Annotated in this window: 15 protein-coding genes; 7 read left to right on the top strand and 8 right to left on the bottom strand. The window is 68.0% G+C overall.

Annotation, left to right across the window (positions count from 1 at the left end; all coding sequences use genetic code 11):
• Positions 1 to 163: 163 nt before the first annotated feature.
• Positions 164 to 652 (top strand): ribonuclease E activity regulator RraA, encoded by a 489-nt coding sequence (rraA, locus tag ACQ1W9_RS09230; protein WP_431026297.1) that lies wholly within the window; start codon positions 164 to 166, stop codon positions 650 to 652.
• On the opposite strand, the gene ACQ1W9_RS09225 is transcribed toward rraA, so the two are convergent.
• Positions 595 to 1,443 carry a dicarboxylate/amino acid:cation symporter gene (locus ACQ1W9_RS09225; protein WP_431026296.1) on the bottom strand — a complete coding sequence of 283 codons (849 nt, stop codon included), beginning with the start codon at positions 1,441 to 1,443 and terminating at the stop codon, positions 595 to 597. The two genes, rraA and ACQ1W9_RS09225, sit on opposite strands and share 58 nt — an antisense overlap.
• A gap of 270 nt (positions 1,444 to 1,713) precedes the next feature.
• On the opposite strand from ACQ1W9_RS09225, the gene ACQ1W9_RS09220 reads away from it, so the two are divergent.
• The gene (locus ACQ1W9_RS09220) at positions 1,714 to 3,588 is read left to right on the top strand and encodes a glycerophosphodiester phosphodiesterase family protein (protein ID WP_431026295.1); all 1,875 of its coding nucleotides are present in this window, start codon (positions 1,714 to 1,716) and stop codon (positions 3,586 to 3,588) included.
• Between the two features lie 265 nt (positions 3,589 to 3,853).
• Here the strand turns inward: ACQ1W9_RS09220 and ACQ1W9_RS09215 are convergent, their stop codons facing one another.
• Together ACQ1W9_RS09215 and ppsA are read right to left on the bottom strand one after the other, a co-directional pair.
• Positions 3,854 to 5,656 (bottom strand): gamma-glutamyltransferase family protein, encoded by a 1,803-nt coding sequence (locus ACQ1W9_RS09215; RefSeq protein WP_431026294.1) that lies wholly within the window; start codon positions 5,654 to 5,656, stop codon positions 3,854 to 3,856.
• 152 nt (positions 5,657 to 5,808) lie between these two features.
• A complete protein-coding gene (gene ppsA / locus ACQ1W9_RS09210) occupies positions 5,809 to 8,181 on the bottom strand; it encodes a phosphoenolpyruvate synthase (RefSeq protein WP_431026293.1) in 2,373 nt (790 codons plus the stop codon).
• A 211-nt stretch (positions 8,182 to 8,392) separates the two neighbouring features.
• Between ppsA and ppsR the strand changes: the two genes are divergently transcribed.
• Entirely contained in the window at positions 8,393 to 9,226 is an 834-nt protein-coding gene (ppsR, locus tag ACQ1W9_RS09205; RefSeq protein WP_346062289.1) for a posphoenolpyruvate synthetase regulatory kinase/phosphorylase PpsR, read from the top strand.
• Positions 9,227 to 9,461: 235 nt separating this feature from the next.
• Here the strand turns inward: ppsR and ACQ1W9_RS09200 are convergent, their stop codons facing one another.
• From ACQ1W9_RS09200 to ACQ1W9_RS09180, 5 genes are all read right to left on the bottom strand, one after another.
• Positions 9,462 to 10,661 carry a CaiB/BaiF CoA transferase family protein gene (locus ACQ1W9_RS09200; RefSeq protein ID WP_431026292.1) on the bottom strand — a complete coding sequence of 400 codons (1,200 nt, stop codon included), beginning with the start codon at positions 10,659 to 10,661 and terminating at the stop codon, positions 9,462 to 9,464.
• Between the two features lie 25 nt (positions 10,662 to 10,686).
• Positions 10,687 to 11,865, bottom strand: a complete 1,179-nt coding sequence (locus ACQ1W9_RS09195) for an acyl-CoA dehydrogenase (protein WP_431026291.1) — start codon at positions 11,863 to 11,865, stop codon at positions 10,687 to 10,689.
• Between the two features lie 64 nt (positions 11,866 to 11,929).
• On the bottom strand, positions 11,930 to 13,276 hold the full coding sequence (locus ACQ1W9_RS09190; RefSeq protein WP_431026290.1) for an MATE family efflux transporter: 1,347 nt from the start codon (positions 13,274 to 13,276) through the stop codon (positions 11,930 to 11,932).
• Between the two features lie 115 nt (positions 13,277 to 13,391).
• On the bottom strand, positions 13,392 to 14,501 hold the full coding sequence (locus tag ACQ1W9_RS09185) for an enoyl-CoA hydratase/isomerase family protein (RefSeq protein WP_431026289.1): 1,110 nt from the start codon (positions 14,499 to 14,501) through the stop codon (positions 13,392 to 13,394).
• A 65-nt stretch (positions 14,502 to 14,566) separates the two neighbouring features.
• Positions 14,567 to 15,733: an acyl-CoA dehydrogenase family protein gene (locus tag ACQ1W9_RS09180; RefSeq protein ID WP_431026288.1), complete on the bottom strand. Its 1,167-nt coding sequence runs from the start codon at positions 15,731 to 15,733 to the stop codon at positions 14,567 to 14,569.
• A gap of 230 nt (positions 15,734 to 15,963) precedes the next feature.
• Here ACQ1W9_RS09180 and ACQ1W9_RS09175 point away from each other — a divergent pair, with 230 nt between their 5' ends.
• The 4 genes from ACQ1W9_RS09175 (at position 15,964) to ACQ1W9_RS09160 (ending at position 18,461) form a co-directional block, all read left to right on the top strand.
• Positions 15,964 to 16,419, top strand: a complete 456-nt coding sequence (locus ACQ1W9_RS09175) for a MerR family transcriptional regulator (RefSeq protein WP_431026287.1) — start codon at positions 15,964 to 15,966, stop codon at positions 16,417 to 16,419.
• An 88-nt stretch (positions 16,420 to 16,507) separates the two neighbouring features.
• Positions 16,508 to 18,193 carry an AMP-binding protein gene (locus tag ACQ1W9_RS09170; RefSeq protein ID WP_431026286.1) on the top strand — a complete coding sequence of 562 codons (1,686 nt, stop codon included), beginning with the start codon at positions 16,508 to 16,510 and terminating at the stop codon, positions 18,191 to 18,193.
• Positions 18,190 to 18,327 (top strand): hypothetical protein, encoded by a 138-nt coding sequence (locus ACQ1W9_RS09165; protein ID WP_431026285.1) that lies wholly within the window; start codon positions 18,190 to 18,192, stop codon positions 18,325 to 18,327. The genes ACQ1W9_RS09170 and ACQ1W9_RS09165 overlap by 4 nt, the downstream gene beginning before the upstream one ends.
• Positions 18,324 to 18,461, top strand: coding sequence for a hypothetical protein (locus ACQ1W9_RS09160; protein WP_431026285.1), 138 nt, complete (start codon positions 18,324 to 18,326; stop codon positions 18,459 to 18,461). The genes ACQ1W9_RS09165 and ACQ1W9_RS09160 overlap by 4 nt, the downstream gene beginning before the upstream one ends.
• The last annotated feature ends 85 nt before the right edge of the window (positions 18,462 to 18,546 follow it).

Genomic DNA, 18,546 nt, shown 5'->3' with positions numbered 1-18,546 from the left:
GCGGGAGGCCCGAGGCCCTCCCCCCACCGGCGCCTCATCGACTCCGATGCTCGCAACATCGCACGCCCCTAGGGCCGAGCCGATGACCGAAACGCCCCGCCTCGTGCGGGGCGTTTTTCTTTGCCATCATGCCGTTTCGACTTCCATCGCAAGGAGACGCCCCATGCCCCAGATCGTTACCCCGGATATCTGCGACGCCCACCCCGAGGTTCGGGTCCTGGATCCGCTGTTCGTCAACTTCGGCGCCCGGGAAGCCTTCCATGGCCCCATCCGCACCGTGAAGTGCTTCGAGGACAACTCCCTGGTCAAGCAGGCGGTGGCCGAGCCCGGCGAGGGCGCCGTGCTGGTGGTGGACGCCGGCGGCTCCAGCCGCTGCGCCATGCTCGGCGATATGCTCGCCGAGCAGGCCGCCGACAACGGCTGGGCCGGCGTGGTGATGTACGGCTGCGTGCGCGACGTGGACGTGCTGGCGGAGACCGAATTGGGCATCCAGGCCCTCGGCGCCCATCCGCGCAAGAGCGAGAAGCGCGGCGAAGGCGTTCGCGATATCCCGGTCACCTTCGCCGGAGTCACCCTGCGCCCCGGGCAGTGGCTCTATGCCGACAACAACGGTATTTTGGTGGCCGAGGCCGAGCTGCCCCTGGAGGACTGAGCCTCGGGCATGGCCCACAGAAAACCGCCGCGGCAGGACCGCGGCGGTTTCTTATGGTAGGCGCCCAGGCCCAGCTCCACGCCGAACAGCTGGGCGAAGAACATCGCCACCAGGCCATAGTAAATGGCATTGCCACTCATATTGATGGTGGCCCCCAGGGGCAGCACGAAGGCGGAGGTGGGCCGCGACACCCCCAGCTCCCGGGTCGCCACGTCCAGGGTCACCGGCAGGGTGGCCATGGAGGAGGCGGTGGAAAGCGCCACCACCTGGGGCTTCTTCATGCGGCCCAGGAAGTGGCGTACCGGCATGCCGGTGGCGCCCTTGACCACCAGGGGGTAGAAGACGAAGCCGTAGAGGGCGATGGCCAGCACATAGACGCCGAACAGCTTCGATACCAGCATCAGCACATCGAAGCCGAAGGTGCCCACCGCATCCGCCATCAGCCCGAAGACGCCGATGGGGGCAATGCGCATCACCCTATTGAGCATCCACACCAGGGCATCGATCAGGGTCGACATGCCGGCCATCAGCGGGGCGGTACGCTCGCTATCGAGGCGCGACAGGGCCAGGCCCAGGAACAGGCAGAACACCAGGATCTGCAGGATATTGCCGTCGCCGAGGGCGGCGAAGACGTTGGTGGGAATCATCCCCAGCAGGGTGGCGAAGACGCCGGGCACCTCGCCGCGATCGGCATATTCGGCGGAGAACATCGCCTCCACGGCGCCCAGCTCCAGGCCGCTGCCCGGCTGGAAGAGGGCGCCCATCACCTGGACGCCGATACTGCTTAACATGCGCTTCGTCATAAGGCACTGCCTGTTTGGATTGTCTAGATAAACGAAGCGCGCATGGTGTAACGACTACTAAAAAATAAGAAAACAGAATTTATCGCTAGTTTTATAGCAAATTCTCAATATCTTTTTCTGACCTCATCGGGCTATCACAGTTGGGGTGACTGAGTGCAGAAAGTGTACTGCGATAGCCCTGCCGGTCTCGGCCGCCAGGATTGCCAAGACCGGCCGCTCGGTGGCAGGCTCAGGGCATCATGGTGATAACGAGGCCCTATGCGGATTCACGCCCTCGCCAAGGATGTGCTGCGCGCGCTGATCGATCACTGGCGCCCCCTGCTCGCCTATCACCTCGCCTTTACCCTGCTCGCCTCCCTGGTGCTGCTGCCGGTCATCGCCTGGAGCCTGGCGACCCTGCTGGGGCGCCTGGGCCGCCCGGTGATCGCCACCGCCGACCTGGCCGGCGTGCTGCTCACCCCCACCGGTGGCCTCTGGCTGCTGGCCACCCTGGCCCTCACCTTCCTGGTACTCTACCTGCAGCAGGCGGGGATGATCCTGGTGGCGGCGAGTGCCCACGGCAATCGCTATCGGCGCGCCTTCGACGCCCTGGGCCGGGTGCTATGGCGGTTGCCACGGCTGGCGGGGCTGGCCACCCTGCAGGTGGGAGCCCATCTGTTGCTGTTCGCCCCCTTCGCCCTGGCGGTGGGGCTGCTCTATGGTCACTTCCTCGGTGACCTGGATCCCTACTATGTACAGCGCACCCGCCCCCCGGCACTCTGGGCCTTCGTGGCCAGCGCCCTGCTGCCGACGCTGACATGGACGGCCCTGGCCGCGAGCCTCTATCTGCGCTGGAGCCTGGCCGTGGCGGCGCTGATACTGGAAGACGATGGCCCACGCCGGGCGCTGGCGCGCAGTTGGCGACTGACCCGCGGCCATCTCGGGCGCATCGCCCTACTCCTGCTCGCCCTGCTGGGGCTGATCCTGGCGCTGCCCCCCCTGAGCACCTGGACCTATGACCTGATCGCCACGCCCCTGGTGGCCTGGCTGCCGGAGCGGCCGGCGGTGCTGGTGCCGGCCATGCTGCTCTACCTGGCCGGTTACCTGCTGCTGACCCTGGCCCTGACCTTCCTGGGCCTGGCGGCCAATAGCCTCCTGGCCGCCGCCCTCTTCCTGCGCCTGAGCCGCGAGCGACTGCGCCTGCCCCGCCCCGGGGCGCACCCCGAGCGCCTGGCCTGGGCCCTGGAGCTGGCGGTGGTGCTGGCCCTGGCCATCCAGGCCGCGCTGATCCTCAATCGGGTCGAACTTCACGACGAGGTGGCCATCATCGCCCACCGGGGCAGCTCCATGACGACCCCGGAGAACAGCCTGCCGGCGGTCGAGCGGGCGGTCGCCGAGGGGGCCGACTATGTGGAACTGGATGTGCGCCTGACCGCCGATGATCGGGTGGTGCTCTACCATGACCGGACCCTGCGGCGCCTGACCGGCGATCCCCGCCGGCTCGGCGAGCTGAGCCTCGAGGAGCTCGGGGCCTTCGACCTGGGCAGTTGGTTCGGCGATGCCTATGCCGGCCTGCCCATCGCCTCCCTGGAGGAGGCCCTGGCCGCGGTGCGCGGACGGGCCGGCCTGATGATCGACCTCAAGCCCGACCCGGGCCGCGAGCGGGCCCTGGTGGAGGCGGTGCTGGCGGCCCTCGCGACAGAGGCCGAGGCGCGACGCCGCTGTCTGCGGGACGCCGCCACCCCCGAGGCGCCCCGGACCTGTGGCGACCCGAGGGTCATGACCGAGACCCGCCTGGCCACCCTCTCCCCCACCCTGATGAGCGCCATCGCCGAGCGGGAGCCCGAGCTGCGCATTACCCTGCTGGCCCAGTTGATCCTCCCCGGCACCCTGGAACGCCGGGGCTTCGCCGCCCTGGGGCTGCGCCATAATCGTATCAGCGAAGCGGAGGTGCGCCTGGCCCGCGACCACGGCTACGAGATCCATGCCTGGACGGTCAATGACCCGGCACGGATGTCGCAGCTGATCGACCTGGGGGTGGACGCCATTATCACCGACCGCCCCGACCTGCTGGCGGCCCTGCTGGCCGAGCGCCGGGAACTCAGCGACGGCGAGCTACTGCTGATCAAGCTACGCAACTGGCTACGTAGCTAATCCAGGGGCATCGCCATCGACAAGCCGAGGTGAGGATAAGGGGCTCAGTGGATGCAGGGGGCCGAGCGATTTAGCCGGGATGCCACCGCCTGGAGAGCCGGGCAGCGGCGATCGACAGGGAAGTCGATCGAGAACCGGCAAGAGGGACCTTGGTCCGGTTCGACGCGTCGCCCGGCTCATAAGGCGGTGGGGTTTCGTCCCGGCGCTAGCGAGCCCCTTGGATCCACTGACTGTATCGAGTCACTCCCACCTTTTGGCGATACGGTTAATCGCCCATTACGATGCCTTCCCGGCGCGGATCGGCGCCACCGAAGAAGCCGCTCTCGGTCACCTCGATGGCCTGCAGGCCGCTGACCAGCTCCCGTTCGCTGACCTCATGGCCGCGCTCGGCGAGCCCCTCCAGGGTCGACTCGGGGAAGCGCCCCTCCTCCAGGAAGGCCGGCCCGCCCAGGGTAATGGCATGCGGCAGGTTCAGCGCCTGCTGGGCATCCAGGCCCCAGTCGAGCATGGCCACCAGCGCCTTGGCGGTGTAGTGGATAATGGCGGCGCCGCCGGGGGAGCCGAGGCTCGCCACCAGGTCGCCGCTCTCGGCGTCGAAGACCAGGGTCGGGCTCATGCTGGAGCGGGGGCGCTTGCCCGGCTCCACCCGATTGGCGATGGGCGTGCCCGCCGCGTCGGCCGGGGCGAAGGAGAAGTCGGTGAGTTCGTTATTGAGCAGGTAGCCGCCGGAGAGTCCCGTACCGCCATCCGTCAGGATCCGCGAACCGAAGGCGGCCTCGATGGTGGTGGTCATGGCCAGGGCGTTGCCCGCCTCGTCGATGATGCTGATATGGCTGGTGCCATACTCCGGCTGGTCGGGCTGCACCGCCCAGGCGGTGGCGAGCTCACCGGGGTACCCCGGCTCGGCGCCGCCGCTGCCCAGGCTCGTTTCACTGATCAGGCCCGCACGCCGCGCCAGGTAGTCCGGGGCGAGCATCAGCGACCAGTCGCCGCCGGGGGCCGCCACGAAGTCCGGGTCGGCGATATATTTGCCGCGGTCGGCGAAGGCCAGCCGCGAGGCCTCCAGGAACTGATGCAGCCAGGGCTCGCTGGGCCTGCCCCCATCGTCCAGGGGCGTCACCTCCGGCAACTGCTCGAGCAGGCCGAGGATCTGCATCAGGGTCAGATGACCGGAGGACGGTGGCGGGAAGCCGCAGACCCGATAGGCGCGCCAGGGGCTGCACAGCGCCTCCCGTTGGCGCGCCTCATAATCCGCCAGGTCCGCCAGGCTGAGGCTGCCGGGTCGCTCGCCGTGACCCTGGACCCGGGCCACCAGGTCCTCGGCGATGGGCCCCCGACGCAGGGCCTCGCTGCCATGCTCGGCGACCTCGCGGAGGATGGCCGCCAGGGCCGGGTTGCGCAGGGTCTCGCCCACCGCCAGGGGCTCGCCGTCGGGGTAGTAGAAAGGCCCGGCCAGGGGATCGTCGCGCAGATGCTGCTCCGCCGCCAGGCTGGTATGCAGCCGCTGGCTCACCGGGAAGCCCTGCTCCGCCAGGGTGATGGCGGGCTCGAAGAGGCTGGCCCAGGGCAGCCGCCCCTGCTCGCCGTGGGCCAGCTCGAGCATCGCCACGGTGCCGGGCACCCCCACCGAGAGGCCGCTGGCGGCGGCGTCCATAAAGGCCAGGGGCTCCCCGGCATCGTCCAGGAAGAGGCCCTCGTCCACCGCGGCGGGGGCGGTCTCGCGGCCGTCATAGGCCACCACCGCCTCGCCGTCGTGATGGACCAGGAAGGCGCCGCCGCCGAGGCCACTGGACTGGGGCTCCACCAGGGTCAGCACCATCTGCACGGCGATGGCGGCATCGAGGGCCGAGCCGCCGGCGCGCAGGATCTGGTAGCCGGCATCGGTGGCCAGCGGGTTGGCGGCGGCCACCGCGAAGCGCTGGGTCGCCCAGCCCGGCTTGTCGGCGGTCTCCGAGGCCACCTCGGGAGCGATGGCGGGCAGGTCATACTCGAAGGCGTGAGCGGCGGGCAGGCCACCCAGGGCCAGGATCAGCGCCGCCGGAGCCAGGGCGGAGAAACGAAGGACCATAACGACACTCCTTGTGGTCGGGAACAGGCAGAGTATCAGCATAGCCCTAGTTCACCAGAAAGGGCTGATATGGCCGCGCGAGGATAAGAAGAGGCCCGGGCGACAGGGTCGCCCGGGCCTCTTGGGGTGCCCGACAAACCTGGGCGGTGAGCTTACTCCAGGGTCTCGCCGGCCAGCATAAACCAGGTCTCGAGCACCGCATCCGGGTTGAGGGAGACGGAGTCGATGCCCTGCTCCATCAGCCACTTGGCCAGGTCCGGATGGTCGGAGGGGCCCTGACCGCAGATGCCCACGTACTTGCCCTGGGCCTTGCAGGCGGCGATGGCCATGGCCAGGAGCTTCTTCACCGCCGGATTCCGCTCGTCGAAGAGGTGGGCGATGATGCCGGAGTCGCGATCCAGGCCCAGGGTCAACTGGGTCAGGTCGTTGGAGCCGATGGAGAAGCCGTCGAAGTGCTCCAGGAACTCCTCGGCGAGCAGCGCATTGGCCGGCAGCTCGCACATCATGATCACTTTCAGGCCGTTGTCGCCGCGCTTCAGGCCGTTCGCGGCGAGCAGTTCGACCACCTGGCGCGCCTCGTCGGGGGTGCGCACGAAGGGCACCATGATCTCCAGGTTATCCAGGCCCATCTCGTCGCGGACCCGCTTGAGGGCCTGGCATTCCAGCTCGAAGCAGGGCCGGAAGGCGTCGGAGATATAGCGGGAGGCGCCACGGAAGCCGAGCATGGGGTTCTCTTCGCCGGGCTCGTAGAGCTTGCCGCCGATCAGGTTCTCGTACTCGTTGGACTTGAAGTCCGAGAGGCGCACGATGACCCGGTTGGGGTGGAAGGCGGCGGCCAGGGTGCTGATCCCCTCCACCAGCTTGTCCACGTAGAAGCTGACCGGGTCGGCGTAACCGGCGGTGCGGGCGTCGATGGTCTGCTGCAACTCCAGGGGCAGGGTATCGTAGTCCAGCAGCGCCTTGGGGTGCACGCCGATCATGCGGTTGATGATGAACTCAAGCCGCGCCAGGCCGACCCCGGCATTGGGCAGACCGGCGAAGCCGAAGGCGCGATCCGGGTTGCCCACGTTCATCATGATCTTGAAGGGGATCTCCGGCATGGCATCGACGCTGGAGGTGCGGCAGTCGAAGTCGAGCAGCCCCTCGTAGACATGGCCGGTATCGCCTTCGGCGCAGGAGACGGTGACCTCGCGGCCATCCGCCAGCACCTCGGTGGCATCACCACAGCCCACCACCGCCGGGATCCCCAGCTCCCGGGCGATAATCGCCGCGTGGCAGGTACGCCCGCCGCGGTTGGTGACGATGGCCGAGGCGCGCTTCATGATCGGCTCCCAGTCCGGGTCGGTCATGTCGGTGACCAGGACATCGCCGGCCTGCACCTTGTCCATCTCCTCAGGAGAGAGAATCACCTTCACCGCGCCGCGGCCGATGCGCTGGCCGATGGCCCGCCCCTGGACCAGGGTGCGTCCCTTCTCCTTGAGTTGGAAACGCTCCAGCTTGCCGCCCTCCTGCTGGGAGACCACGGTCTCCGGGCGAGCCTGGACGATATAGAGCTTGCCGTCGTCGCCGTCCAGGGCCCATTCGATATCCATGGGGCGCTGGTAGTGCTGCTCGATGATCACCGCCTGGCGGGCCAGGTCCATCGCCTGGTCGTCATCGATGCAGAAGCGGCCGCGCTCGGCCAGCGGCACGTCCACGGTGGCCACCGACTTGCCGGCGCTGGCGTCCTCGGTGTAGACCATCTTGATCAGCTTGGAGCCCAGGTTGCGACGCAGCACCGCCGGGCGGCCGGCGGCCAGGGTCGGCTTGTGGACATAGAATTCGTCCGGGTTGACGGCGCCCTGCACCACGGTCTCGCCGAGGCCCCAGGAGGCGGTGACGAAGACGGCGTCGCGGAAGCCGGACTCGGTGTCCAGGGTGAACATCACCCCGGAGGCGCCGGTCTCGGAGCGCACCATCTTCTGCACCCCGGCGGAGAGCGCCACGTTCTCGTGGGCGTAGCCGCGGTGCACCCGATAGGAGATGGCGCGGTCGTTGAACAGCGAGGCGAACACCTCGTGGACGGCGCGCTTGATATTGTCGAAGCCCTCGATATTGAGGAAGGTCTCCTGCTGGCCGGCGAAGGAGGCATCCGGCAGGTCCTCGGCGGTGGCCGAGGAGCGCACCGCCACCTTGAGGCTGGGGTGCTGGGCGACCATCTGGTCGTAGGCGGCGTGCAGGTGTTGTTCGAAGGTGGGCGGCAGCGGGGTATCGATCACCCACTGGCGAATCTCGGCACCCACCCGGGCCAGCTCGGCCACGTCATCCACGTCCAGGCTAGCCAGGGCCGCATTGATGCGTTCGTTGAGCCCCTCATGGGCGAGGAACTCGCGATAGGCATGGGCGGTGGTAGCGAAGCCGCCGGGCACGCTGACGCCGGCCCCGGCCAGATTGGAAATCATCTCCCCCAGGGAGGCATTCTTGCCGCCGACGCGTTCGACATCGTTCATGCCGAGTTGATCGAACCACAGAATGTACTCTTCCACGCGACCCCCTTATTCCTTGCGACGCCCGGGCAGCGGGCACCTTGACTAGAGGGGGTCACCCTACCAATGCCGGGGCGCCTACGCCATTGGTCTAACAGCGAAGTCACTGAAGATTTTTTACAACAATCGCCCTTTTACGGCGATTCTTGTAGTTGCCGGCCGAGCCGCCAGCCGGGACAATCGGGGAAATTCCCTGCCGTGAGTCCTCCGCATGCCCCGTACCGCCTTCTTTATCTCCGACGGCACCGGCATCACCGCCGAGACCCTGGGCCGCAGCCTGCTGGCCCAGTTCGAGAACGTCGAGATCCGCATGGTCACCAAGCCCTATATCGACAGCCCCGGGAAGGCGCGCTCCCTGGTGGAGGTCATCGAGGCGGCGGCGGTCCGCGACGGCGAGCAACCCATCGTCATCGATACCATCGTCGATACGGAGATTCGCAGCATCATCAGCACCGCTCCCGGCTTCAAGGTGGACATCTTCTCCACCTTCCTGGCGCCCCTGGAAGAAGAGCTGGCCACTCACTCCACCTATACGGTGGGCCGCACCCACGCCATCGGCCATGACGCCGTCTATATGAATCGCATCGATTCGGTGCATTTCGCCCTGGACAATGATGACGGCGCCCGCACCCACCAGTACGACAAGGCGGATGTGATCCTGGTCGGGGTCTCGCGCTGCGGCAAGACCCCGACCTCCCTCTACCTGGCGCTGCAGTTCGGCATCCGCGCCGCCAACTATCCGCTCACCGAGGACGATCAGGACGAGGATGGCACCCTCAAGCTGCCCCGCTCCCTGGCCCCCCATCGTCACAAGCTGTTCGGCCTGACCATCGATCCACGGCGCCTGTCGGCGATTCGCAGCGAGCGGCGGCCCAACAGCCGCTACTGCTCCATCGACCAGTGCACCCAGGAGGTGCAACAGGCCGAGGCCCTCTACCGGCAGATGCATATCCCCCATATCGACACCACCCGCTTCTCCATCGAGGAGATCTCCACCCGGATGATCGCCGAGACCGGCCTGCAGCGGCGCTTCTCGCCCCGTTAGCGAATCACCCCCTCGCGGCGGAGCCGGGCGATATCCTCCGGCGTCAGCCCCAGCTCGGCGAGCAACCGCTCGCCATGGATGATCGCCGAGACCGGCCTGCAGAAGCGCTTCTCGCCCCGTTAGCGAATCACCCCCTTGCGGCGGAGCCGGGCGATATCCTCCGGCGTCAGCCCCAACTCGGCGAGCAGCGCCTCGCTATGCTCGCCGAGGGCCGGCGGCGGCGCCTCTCGTCCTATTAACGGATTACCCCCTCGCGGCGGAGCCGGACGATATCCTCCGGCGTCAGCCCCAACTCGGCGAGCAGCGCCTCGCTATGCTCGCCGAGGGCCGGCGGCGGCGCCTCGGCGGTGGCCGAGCGCCCATCGAAGAACAGCGGGCAGGCCACCTGGGGAATCTCGCCGCCGCCACGCTCGAGGCGACGCAGCATCCGCCGGTGGCGCACCTGGGGATCGGCGAAGGCCTGCCTCAGGGTATTGATGGGTCCGGCGGGAATGCCGTGAGCCTCGAAGTCGGTCAGCCAGGCGTCCCGGGGGCGAGCCTCGAGGACCTCGGCGATGGCCGGCACCAGGGCCTCGCGATGCGCCACCCGGGCCGCATTGGTGGCGAAGCGCTCGTCCTGCGCCCACTCATGCCGCCCCAGCAGGCGCGCCAGCCGCGCGAACTGGGCGTCGTTGCCCACGGTCAGCGCCAGGTGGCCATCGGCACAGGCGAAGGCCTGGTAGGGCACGATATTGGGGTGGGCATTGCCGTGGCGTTGAGGATCCTGGCCGCTGACCAGGGCATTGAGGGCCTGGTTGGCCAGGGTCGCCACCTGCACATCGAGCAGGGCCACGTCGATATGCCGCCCCTCGCCGGTGCGGCCGCGCTCGTCCAGGGCCGCCAGCACCCCCACCGCCGCATAGAGGCCGGTCATCACGTCGGTGATGGCCACGCCGGTCTTCATGGGCAGGCCGTCGGGCTCGCCGGAGAGGCTCATCAGCCCGCCCATCGCCTGGATCATAAAGTCGTAACCGGCCCGGCGGGCATAGGGGCCATCCTGACCGAAGCCGGTGATGGAGCAGCCGATCAGGCCGGGGTTGAGCGCCTTGAGGCTGGCATAGTCGAGGCCGTACCTGGCCAGGCCGCCGACCTTGAAGTTCTCCAGCAGGATATCGGCGCGCCCGGCCAACTCGCGCACCAGGGCCTGGCCCTCGGGGCGAGCCAGGTCGAGGGCCAGCGACTGCTTGCCGCGATTGGCGCACAGGTAGTAGGCGGCCTCCCGGGGCCCCGCCCCCTCCAGCCAGGGCGGCCCCCAGCCGCGGGTATCGTCGCCCTGCTCGGGATGTTCGATCTTGATCACCCGGGCGCCGAGATCCGCCAGCAGTTGACCGGCCCAGGGGCCGGCCAGCACCCGCGACAGATCCAGCACCAGGCGTCCTTCCAGGGGAGCGGCCATGGGCGTTCTCCTTGCCGTGGCGGGATCAGCAGAAGGCCTGCAGGCCGGTCTGGGCGCGGCCCAGGATCAGCGCATGGACGTCGTGGGTGCCCTCGTAGGTATTGACCGCTTCCAGGTTCAGCATATGGCGGATCACATGGTATTCATCGCTGATGCCGTTGCCGCCATGCATGTCCCGGGCCTGGCGCGCGATCTCCAGGGCCTTGCCGCAGTTGTTGCGCTTGATCAGCGAGATCGCCTCCGGCACCAGTTGCCCGGCATCGATCATTCGCCCCACCCGCAGCGCCGCCTGCAGGCCGAGGGCGATCTCGGTCTGCATATCGGCGAGCTTCTTCTGGATCAGTTGATTGGCGGCGAGCGGCCGACCGAACTGCCGGCGCTCCAGGGTGTAGTCGCGCGCCGCGTGCCAGCACGCCTCGGCGGCCCCCATGGCACCCCAGGCAATGCCGAAACGGGCCCGGTTAAGGCAGGAGAAGGGACCCTTGAGCCCCGTCACCCCGGGCAAGCGCCGGTCATCGGAAACCACCACGTCCTGCAGGGCGATCTGGCCGGTGATGGAGGCGCGCAAGCTGAACTTGCCCTCGATCTTGGGCGCCGTGAGCCCCGGCATGCCCTTGTCGAGGAGAAAGCCGCGGATCACTCCCTCATCGTCCTTGGCCCAGACCACGAAGACATCGGCGATAGGCGCGTTGGTGATCCAGGTCTTGGTGCCACTCAGCACCCAGTCGTCGCCCTGGCGCCTGGCGCGGGTGGTCATGCCGCCGGGGTCGGAGCCGTGATCCGGCTCGGTGAGCCCGAAGCAGCCCACCCAGTCGCCGCTGGCCAGTTTGGGCAGGTAGGCCTGCCGCTGCGCCTCGCTGCCGAAGGCGTGGATGGGGTACATCACCAGGCTCGACTGCACGCTCATGGCGCTGCGGTAGCCGGAGTCGACCCGTTCCACCTCCCGGGCGATCAGGCCATAGCTGACGTAATTCATGCCGGCGCAGCCGTAGCCCTCGATGGTGGCGCCGAGCAGTCCCAGCTCGCCCATCTCGCTGATGATCTCGCGGTGGAAGATCTCGTGGCGATTGGCCTCCAGGACCCGGGGCAGCAGCTTCTCCTGGCAGTAGTCGTGGGCGGTCTGCTGGACCATCCGCTCCTCGCCATCCAGTTGATCGACGAGGCGGAAGGGGTCGTCCCAGGTCACGGGGGTCGGCTGGCTCATGGTGATCTCCACATAAGGATTAAATATCGACATTCAAAACGAATGTAGACCAATAGTCCGGGGTTCACCAGCCCTGCCTGTGCCGCCGTCGCCAGATGCGACGCAGCCGCCACCAGGCGATCAGGCCGATGGCCAGGTTGGCGACCAGCATGCCGGCGAAGATCCCCACGGGGCCGGCCAGGTACCCGCCCAGCCAGGCCAGGGGCACGAAGAGAGCGAAGAGGCGCACCAGGGAGAGGCCCATGGCGGCCCGGGGGCGGTGCATGGCATTCAGCGACGAGACGCCGAGGATCACCACCCCCTGGGCCCCCAGCCCCAGGGGCACCAGCCACAGGAAGGCGCGCAGCACCTCCCCCACCGCCGGTTCCTCGGCATAGCCACCGGTCAGCCAGGGCGCCAGCAGTTGCAACAGGACCCAGACGCCCAGTTGCCAGGCCAGCACGAAGGCGAAGCAGCCACGGATCGCCCGCCAGGCGCGCTCGGGCCGATCGGCCCCCAGGTTCTGGCTGACCAGCGGCGAGAGGGTCATGGAGAGCGCCAGCACCACGATCTGGGCGATGGCATCGACCCGGGTGCCGACGCCGAAGGCGGCCACGGCGTGATGGCCATGGGTGGCGACGATCCGTGTCACCAGGGCCATGGCCAGGGGGGTAAAGAGGCTGGTAATGGCCGCCGGCACGGCGATCCGTCCCAGGGCCCGCCAGGAGTCCCAGACCCGGCGCGGCGTCAGGCCGCGCAGGATCAGGCAACGGCGCAGGGGCGGATAGGTCAGCAGCCCCGCGGTCATGGCTCCCCAGCTGAGTAGGGTGGCCAGGGCCGCCCCGGCCACGCCCAGGGCGGGAAGGGGGCCGATACCGAAGATCAGCAGGTAGTCGAGCAGCGCATTAAGCGCCGCCGCCAGGGCCATGGCCACGCCCTGGGCCCGGGTATTGCCCTGGGCCCGCAGCACGCTGTTGATCACCCGGGGCACGATCAGCAGGGCCGCCCCCCAGTACCAGACCCCCATATAGGCGTGGATATGCGGCATCAGGGCGGGATCGGCACCCAGGGCAGCAAACAGCGCCTCGATGCTGGGCAGGCCCAGCAGGGTCACCAGGCCCCCGACCAGGGCGGCCAACAGGATGGCATCGGTGCCGCGTCGGGCCACCAGGGCCCGTTCGCCGCGCCCCAGCAGGCGCCCCACCACCGCCGAGGTACCGATCCCCAGGCCGATGGCCAGGCTGACCACGGCGAAGACCACCGGGAAGGTAAAGGCCACCGCCGCCAGAGGCTCGGTGCCCAGACGGGCGATAAACCAGGCGTCCACCAGGTTGAAGGTGAGCATGGCCAGCATGCCGCCGATCACCGGCAGGGTCTGGCGAATCAGGGTGGGTGCCAGGGGCGCCTCGAGCAGGGCATTGGCGTTCGTCATGGGGCCTCGCGTCCGGGAGCTGGGGCCGCGAATTGTGCCCCCTTAGGCCCCCGAGAGGCAAAACGGGACGCCGGGCAAGGCCCGGCTTCCCGCCTGACGAGGAAGGACTAGCGACTTAGAGATCCCGTAGCGGATGGTTCTCCTCGGACCAGAGGGGCGCCAGGAAGGCCTCGAGCCGCGCCTCGGGCACCTCGGCCACGCCGGCATGGGACCAGCGCGGGCTTTTGTCCTTATCGATCAGCAGGGCACGCACGCCCTCCCCCAGGTCGCCCTCCACGCAGCAGCGCACCGACAGCGACAGCTCCTCGCGAAACGCCTGGGCCAGGCTGCCGTGACGATGGCGCTGGATCATCGCCCAGGCCAGGTGGGCGCTGAGCGGACAGCCCTCGGCCAGGCGCCGGCGATTGGCGGCCAACCAGGCGTCGTCGCTCTGGTCCGCGAGAATCCGCGCCACGGCCTCGTTCAGGCTGCCTCGGGCGGTCAGCGACTGCAGATGATCGAAGTGGGGGCGCAGCTGCGCCGTGGGGGCACGCTCGCGGGCCTCGAAACGATCCAGCACCCCGTCCACCACGGCGGAGGCCTCGGCGCTCGCGAAATCCGCCTCGCCGAGGGCCGCCAGCAACGCCTCCCGGGTCTCCCGAGGCACCAGGCGATCCGCCAGCCCCAGGTCGAGCGCATCCCGGGCGTTCAGGTGGGCCCCGGTCAACCCCAGGTAGGCGCCGATGCCCGGCGCCATGCGTCCCAGGAACCAACTGGCGCCGATATCCGGGTAGAGGCCGATGGTGATCTCCGGCATGGCGATGCGGGTGGTCTCGGTGGCCAGGCGGTGGGAGGCGCCGGCCATCAGCCCCAGGCCGCCGCCCATCACGATGCCGTCGCCCCAGACCAGTAGCGGCTTGGGATAGGTATGAATGCGGTGATCCAGGCGATACTCGGCGGCGAAGTAGTCGCCGGTGAAGGCGCTGGCGGCCTCCGCGCCCTCGCCGATGGCGCGATAGAGGGCGACGATATCGCCACCGGCACAGAACGCCTTGTCGCCGGCCCCCTCCAGCCAGACCGCCGCCACGGCATCATCCTCGGCCCAGGCCGAGAGGCGCTGGTCCAGGGCCTCGATCATTCCCCGGGAGAGGGCATTCAGGGCCCGCGGCGCATTCAGTCGCGCCACGCCCAGTCGTCGCCCGCCGCGCAGAGGGACCCCCTCGAAAATCACCACCTCGTCGCTCATCTTCCCTCCTCGCTGGATTCGTTTAGCCGTCACGACACCATCGTATCGGATTTCCCCGTAACGATTTACGCCAGGGACTCGACCACGCCGTCGGCCAGTAGTCGCCTCGCCACGATGACCCTCATGATCTCGTTGGTGCCCTCGAGGATCTGATGCACCCGGGTGTCACGCACCAGCCGCTCCAGGGGGTACTCCTTGATATAGCCGTAGCCGCCATGCAACTGCAGCGCCTCGTTGCACACCGTGAAGCCCATGTCGGTGGCGTGACGCTTGGCCATGGCGCAGTAGGCGCTGGCCTCGGGGTCGCCGTGATCCAGGCGCCAGGCCGCATGGCGCACCATCAGCCGCGCCGCGGTGAGCTCGGTGGCCATATCGGCGAGCTTGAACTGCAACGCCTGGAAGGCGCTCAGGGGACGCCCGAACTGCTGGCGGTCGCCCAGGTAGTCGCGGGCCAGGGTCAGCGCCTGCTGGGCGGCGCCCAGGGAGCAACTGGCGATATTCAGGCGCCCGCCATCGAGGCCCTTCATGGCGAACTTGAAGCCCTCGCCCTCCTCGCCCAGGCGATGGGTGGCCGACACGCGCACCCCGTCGAAGCTGACCAACCGGGTCGGCTGGCTCTTCCAGCCCATCTTCTCCTCGTTCTTGCCATACTCGATGCCGGCGGCATCCGCCGGCACGGCGAAGGCGGAGACCCCGCCGGCGCCGCTGTCCGGCCCCCCGGTACGGGCCATCACCACCAGCAGGTCGGTGGCGCCGGCCCCGGAGATAAACATCTTGGAGCCGGAGATCACATAGTCGTCGCCGTCGCGTACCGCCTTGGTGCGCAGGCTGGCGGCATCGGAGCCACTGCCCGGCTCGGTGAGGCAGTAGGAGGCCAGCGCCTCACCGCTCACCAACCGCGGCAGCCAGGCCTCCTGGAGGGCCGCTCCGCCCCAGTTGGCGACCATCCAGGTGGCCATGTTATGAATGGTGAGATAGGCGGTGGTGGAGATGCAGCCGGTGGCCAGCTGCTCGAAGATCAAGGAGGCCTCCAGGCGGGAGAGCCCCAGGCCCCCCGCCGCCTCCGGGGTGTAGATGGCCAGGAACCCCGCCTCGCCGGCGCGCTTGATCACCTCCACCGGAAAGTGGGAGCGCGCATCCCAGTCGGCGGCATTGTCGACCAGCTCGGCGCGGGCGAAATCCGCCGCCGCCTGCTGCAGGGCCCGTTGATCCTCGGTCAGGGAAAAGTCCATGCCTTCACTCCTCTCATGGTAGGTTTCGCCGGGGGCCAGGGCTCCCTGCGGCGACTGGGAACCAACCTAGCACTTGCTAGGTTATTTGGCATCCCCCTCCCCCTACGCCAAAAGTCGATGCTTCTGCACTTTACGTTAACGTAAACTTGGCGCTAGGCTTTGGAAAGCAAGGACGGGATGCGAGATCATAGGCGACACACCGCCAACCGTCTGACTACAGGATGACAACGATGCCGAAACCCCGCCAGGAGGCGATGGCTTCCCCCCGCGCGACCGGTGCGCTGAAACCTCAGCGCCGCACCTACTCGATCGGTGAACTGTCGCGGCTGTTCGAGGTGACGCCCCGCACCATCCGCTTCTACGAGCAGGAGGGCCTGCTGGCACCGGAGCGACGTGGCCAGACTCGCATCTACCACGAGAAGGATCGGGTGCGCCTCAAGCTGACCCTCAGGGGCAAGCGGCTGGGCTTTACCCTGGCGGAGATTCGCGAGGTCATCGAGCTCTACGACGCCATGCCGGATGGCAATGCCCGTCAGCTGCAGCGCATGCTGGAGATCCTCAGCGCCAAGCGGGCCGAGATGCAGGCGCGCCTGGAGGATATCCGCCTGATGCAGCAGGAGCTCGACGAGGTGGAGAGCCGCTGTCGCAGCGTCCTCGAGCAACTGGATCGCCACGACGTCACCTGAGTCCGACCCGCTCCCGTCATGGACACCGGGCGACGCGCTCCGCGCCGCCCCAGCAACAATAACAAGCACCAGCCATCAAGGAGCCACCATGACGCCTCAGCCTGCCAGCTATGTCAGTGGAATCAGCGATACGCCCCTCAAGGGACAGACCATCGGCGACTGTTTCGATGCCACCGTGGCCCGCTTCCCGGATCGAGAGGCCCTGCTCAGCCTGCACCAGGGCGTGCGCTATCGCTGGCGCGAACTTCAAGCCGCGGTGGACCGGACCGCCCGCGCCCTGCTGGCGCTCGGCGTCGCCAAGGGCGACCGGGTAGGCATCTGGTCCCCCAACTGCGCCGAATGGACCCTGACCCAGTTCGCCACCGCCAAGATCGGCGCCATCCTGGTCAATATCAATCCCAGCTACCGCACCCATGAGCTGGAGTATGCCCTCAAGCAGTCCGGCACCTCGACGCTGATCCTGCAGGGGGCCTTCAAGAACTCGGACTATGTGGTGACCCTGGCGGAGCTGGCGCCGGAGCTGCAGGATGGCGACCCCGCCACGCTACAGAGCGCCCGGCTCCCCGAGCTCAAGCGAGTGATCTGCCTGGACGGCGAACGCGCCCTGCCCGGCATGCTGAGCTGGCAGGCCCTCCAGGCAAGAGCCGCCGAGGTCGGCGCCGAGTATCTGGCCGAGGTGCAGGCGAGCCTGCAGTTCGACGAGCCGATCAATATCCAGTACACCTCCGGCACCACGGGCGCGCCCAAGGGGGCCACCCTCTCCCACCACAATATCCTCAACAATGGCTTCTTCGTCGCCCGCACCATGAAGCTTAGCGAGGCCGACCGGATGGTGATTCCGGTGCCCCTCTACCACTGCTTCGGCATGGTGATGGGCAACCTGGGCTGCATGACCCATGGCGCCACCATGATCTATCCCGGCGACGGCTTCGACCCCGAGAGCACCCTGCGCGCGGTGGCCGAGGAGCGTGCCACCGCCCTCTACGGGGTGCCCACCATGTTTATCGCCGAGCTGGAGCACCCCGGCTTCGCCGACTTCGACCTCTCCAGCCTGCGCACCGGCGTGATGGCCGGCTCCATCTGCCCCATCGAGGTGATGCGCAAGGTGATCGAAAAGATGCATATGGAGGAGGTCACCATCTGCTACGGCATGACCGAGACCAGCCCGGTGAGCTTCCAGACCCGCACCGATGCGCCCCTGGAGAAGCGCGTCACCACCGTGGGTACCATCCACCCCCACCTGGAGGTGAAGCTGGTCGACCCGGAAACCGGTGCCGTGGTGCCGCGGGGCGCGACCGGCGAGCTATGCACCCGCGGCTACAGCGTGATGCTCGGCTACTGGAACAACCCGGAGGCCACCGCCAAGTCCATCGATAACGCCGGCTGGATGCATACCGGCGACCTGGCGAGCATGGACGAGGACGGCTATGTGGCCATCGTCGGGCGCATCAAGGACATGATCATTCGCGGCGGCGAGAACATCTATCCCCGGGAGATCGAGGACTTCCTCTATACCCATCCAGCCATCTCCGATGTGCAGGTGATCGGCGTGCCCGACGAGAAGTACGGCGAGGAGGTGATGGCCTGGGTCAAGCTCAGCGACGGCGAGAGCCTCGACGAGGCGGGCCTCAAGGCCTTCTGCCAGGGCAAGATCGCCCACTACAAGATCCCGCGCTACGTGAAGTTCGTCGACGAGTTTCCGATGACCGTCACCGGCAAGATCCAGAAGTTCAAGATGCGCGAGGAGGCCACCCACGAGCTGGGGCTGGCGTGATCGCCCGCCTCGGACAAGACAAGATCCCGCGCCATGTGGTGAAGTTCGTCGATGACTTCCCGATGACCGTCACCGGCAAGATCCAGAAGTTCAAGATGCGTGAGGAGGCCACCCACGAGCTGGGGCTGGCATGATCGCCCGCCTCGGACAAGACAAGATCCCGCGCCATGTGGTGAAGTTCGTCGATGACTTCCCGATGACCGTCACCGGCAAGATCCAGAAGTTCAAGATGCGCGAGGAGGCCACCCACGAGCTGGGGCTGGCGTGATCGCCCCGCCACTACGGCAACGCGCCCCCACCGATCGCTCGGCGGGGGCGCTGGCTCTCTCAGGGGCGACGGAGCGACGCGTCTT

This window comes from Halomonas sp. H5 (assembly GCF_050613175.1).
In the GTDB taxonomy this organism is placed as follows: domain Bacteria; phylum Pseudomonadota; class Gammaproteobacteria; order Pseudomonadales; family Halomonadaceae; genus Bisbaumannia; species Bisbaumannia salifodinae.
The sequence above is the reverse complement of the archived record's forward strand: the minus strand, read 5'-3'. Positions and strand labels throughout refer to the sequence as shown.

Coding starts and splice junctions, on each gene's coding strand:
- ACQ1W9_RS09220 (WP_431026295.1), top strand. CDS start 1,714: ATGCGGATTCACGCCCTCGCCAAGGATGTGCTGCGCGCGCTGATCGAT.
- ACQ1W9_RS09170 (WP_431026286.1), top strand. CDS start 16,508: ATGACGCCTCAGCCTGCCAGCTATGTCAGTGGAATCAGCGATACGCCC.
- ppsR (WP_346062289.1), top strand. CDS start 8,393: ATGCCCCGTACCGCCTTCTTTATCTCCGACGGCACCGGCATCACCGCC.
- ACQ1W9_RS09175 (WP_431026287.1), top strand. CDS start 15,964: ATGCCGAAACCCCGCCAGGAGGCGATGGCTTCCCCCCGCGCGACCGGT.
- ACQ1W9_RS09180 (WP_431026288.1), bottom strand. CDS start 15,733: ATGGACTTTTCCCTGACCGAGGATCAACGGGCCCTGCAGCAGGCGGCG.
- rraA (WP_431026297.1), top strand. CDS start 164: ATGCCCCAGATCGTTACCCCGGATATCTGCGACGCCCACCCCGAGGTT.
- ACQ1W9_RS09190 (WP_431026290.1), bottom strand. CDS start 13,276: ATGACGAACGCCAATGCCCTGCTCGAGGCGCCCCTGGCACCCACCCTG.
- ACQ1W9_RS09225 (WP_431026296.1), bottom strand. CDS start 1,443: ATGTTAAGCAGTATCGGCGTCCAGGTGATGGGCGCCCTCTTCCAGCCG.
- ACQ1W9_RS09200 (WP_431026292.1), bottom strand. CDS start 10,661: ATGGCCGCTCCCCTGGAAGGACGCCTGGTGCTGGATCTGTCGCGGGTG.
- ACQ1W9_RS09195 (WP_431026291.1), bottom strand. CDS start 11,865: ATGAGCCAGCCGACCCCCGTGACCTGGGACGACCCCTTCCGCCTCGTC.
- ACQ1W9_RS09160 (WP_431026285.1), top strand. CDS start 18,324: ATGATCGCCCGCCTCGGACAAGACAAGATCCCGCGCCATGTGGTGAAG.
- ACQ1W9_RS09185 (WP_431026289.1), bottom strand. CDS start 14,501: ATGAGCGACGAGGTGGTGATTTTCGAGGGGGTCCCTCTGCGCGGCGGG.
- ACQ1W9_RS09215 (WP_431026294.1), bottom strand. CDS start 5,656: ATGGTCCTTCGTTTCTCCGCCCTGGCTCCGGCGGCGCTGATCCTGGCC.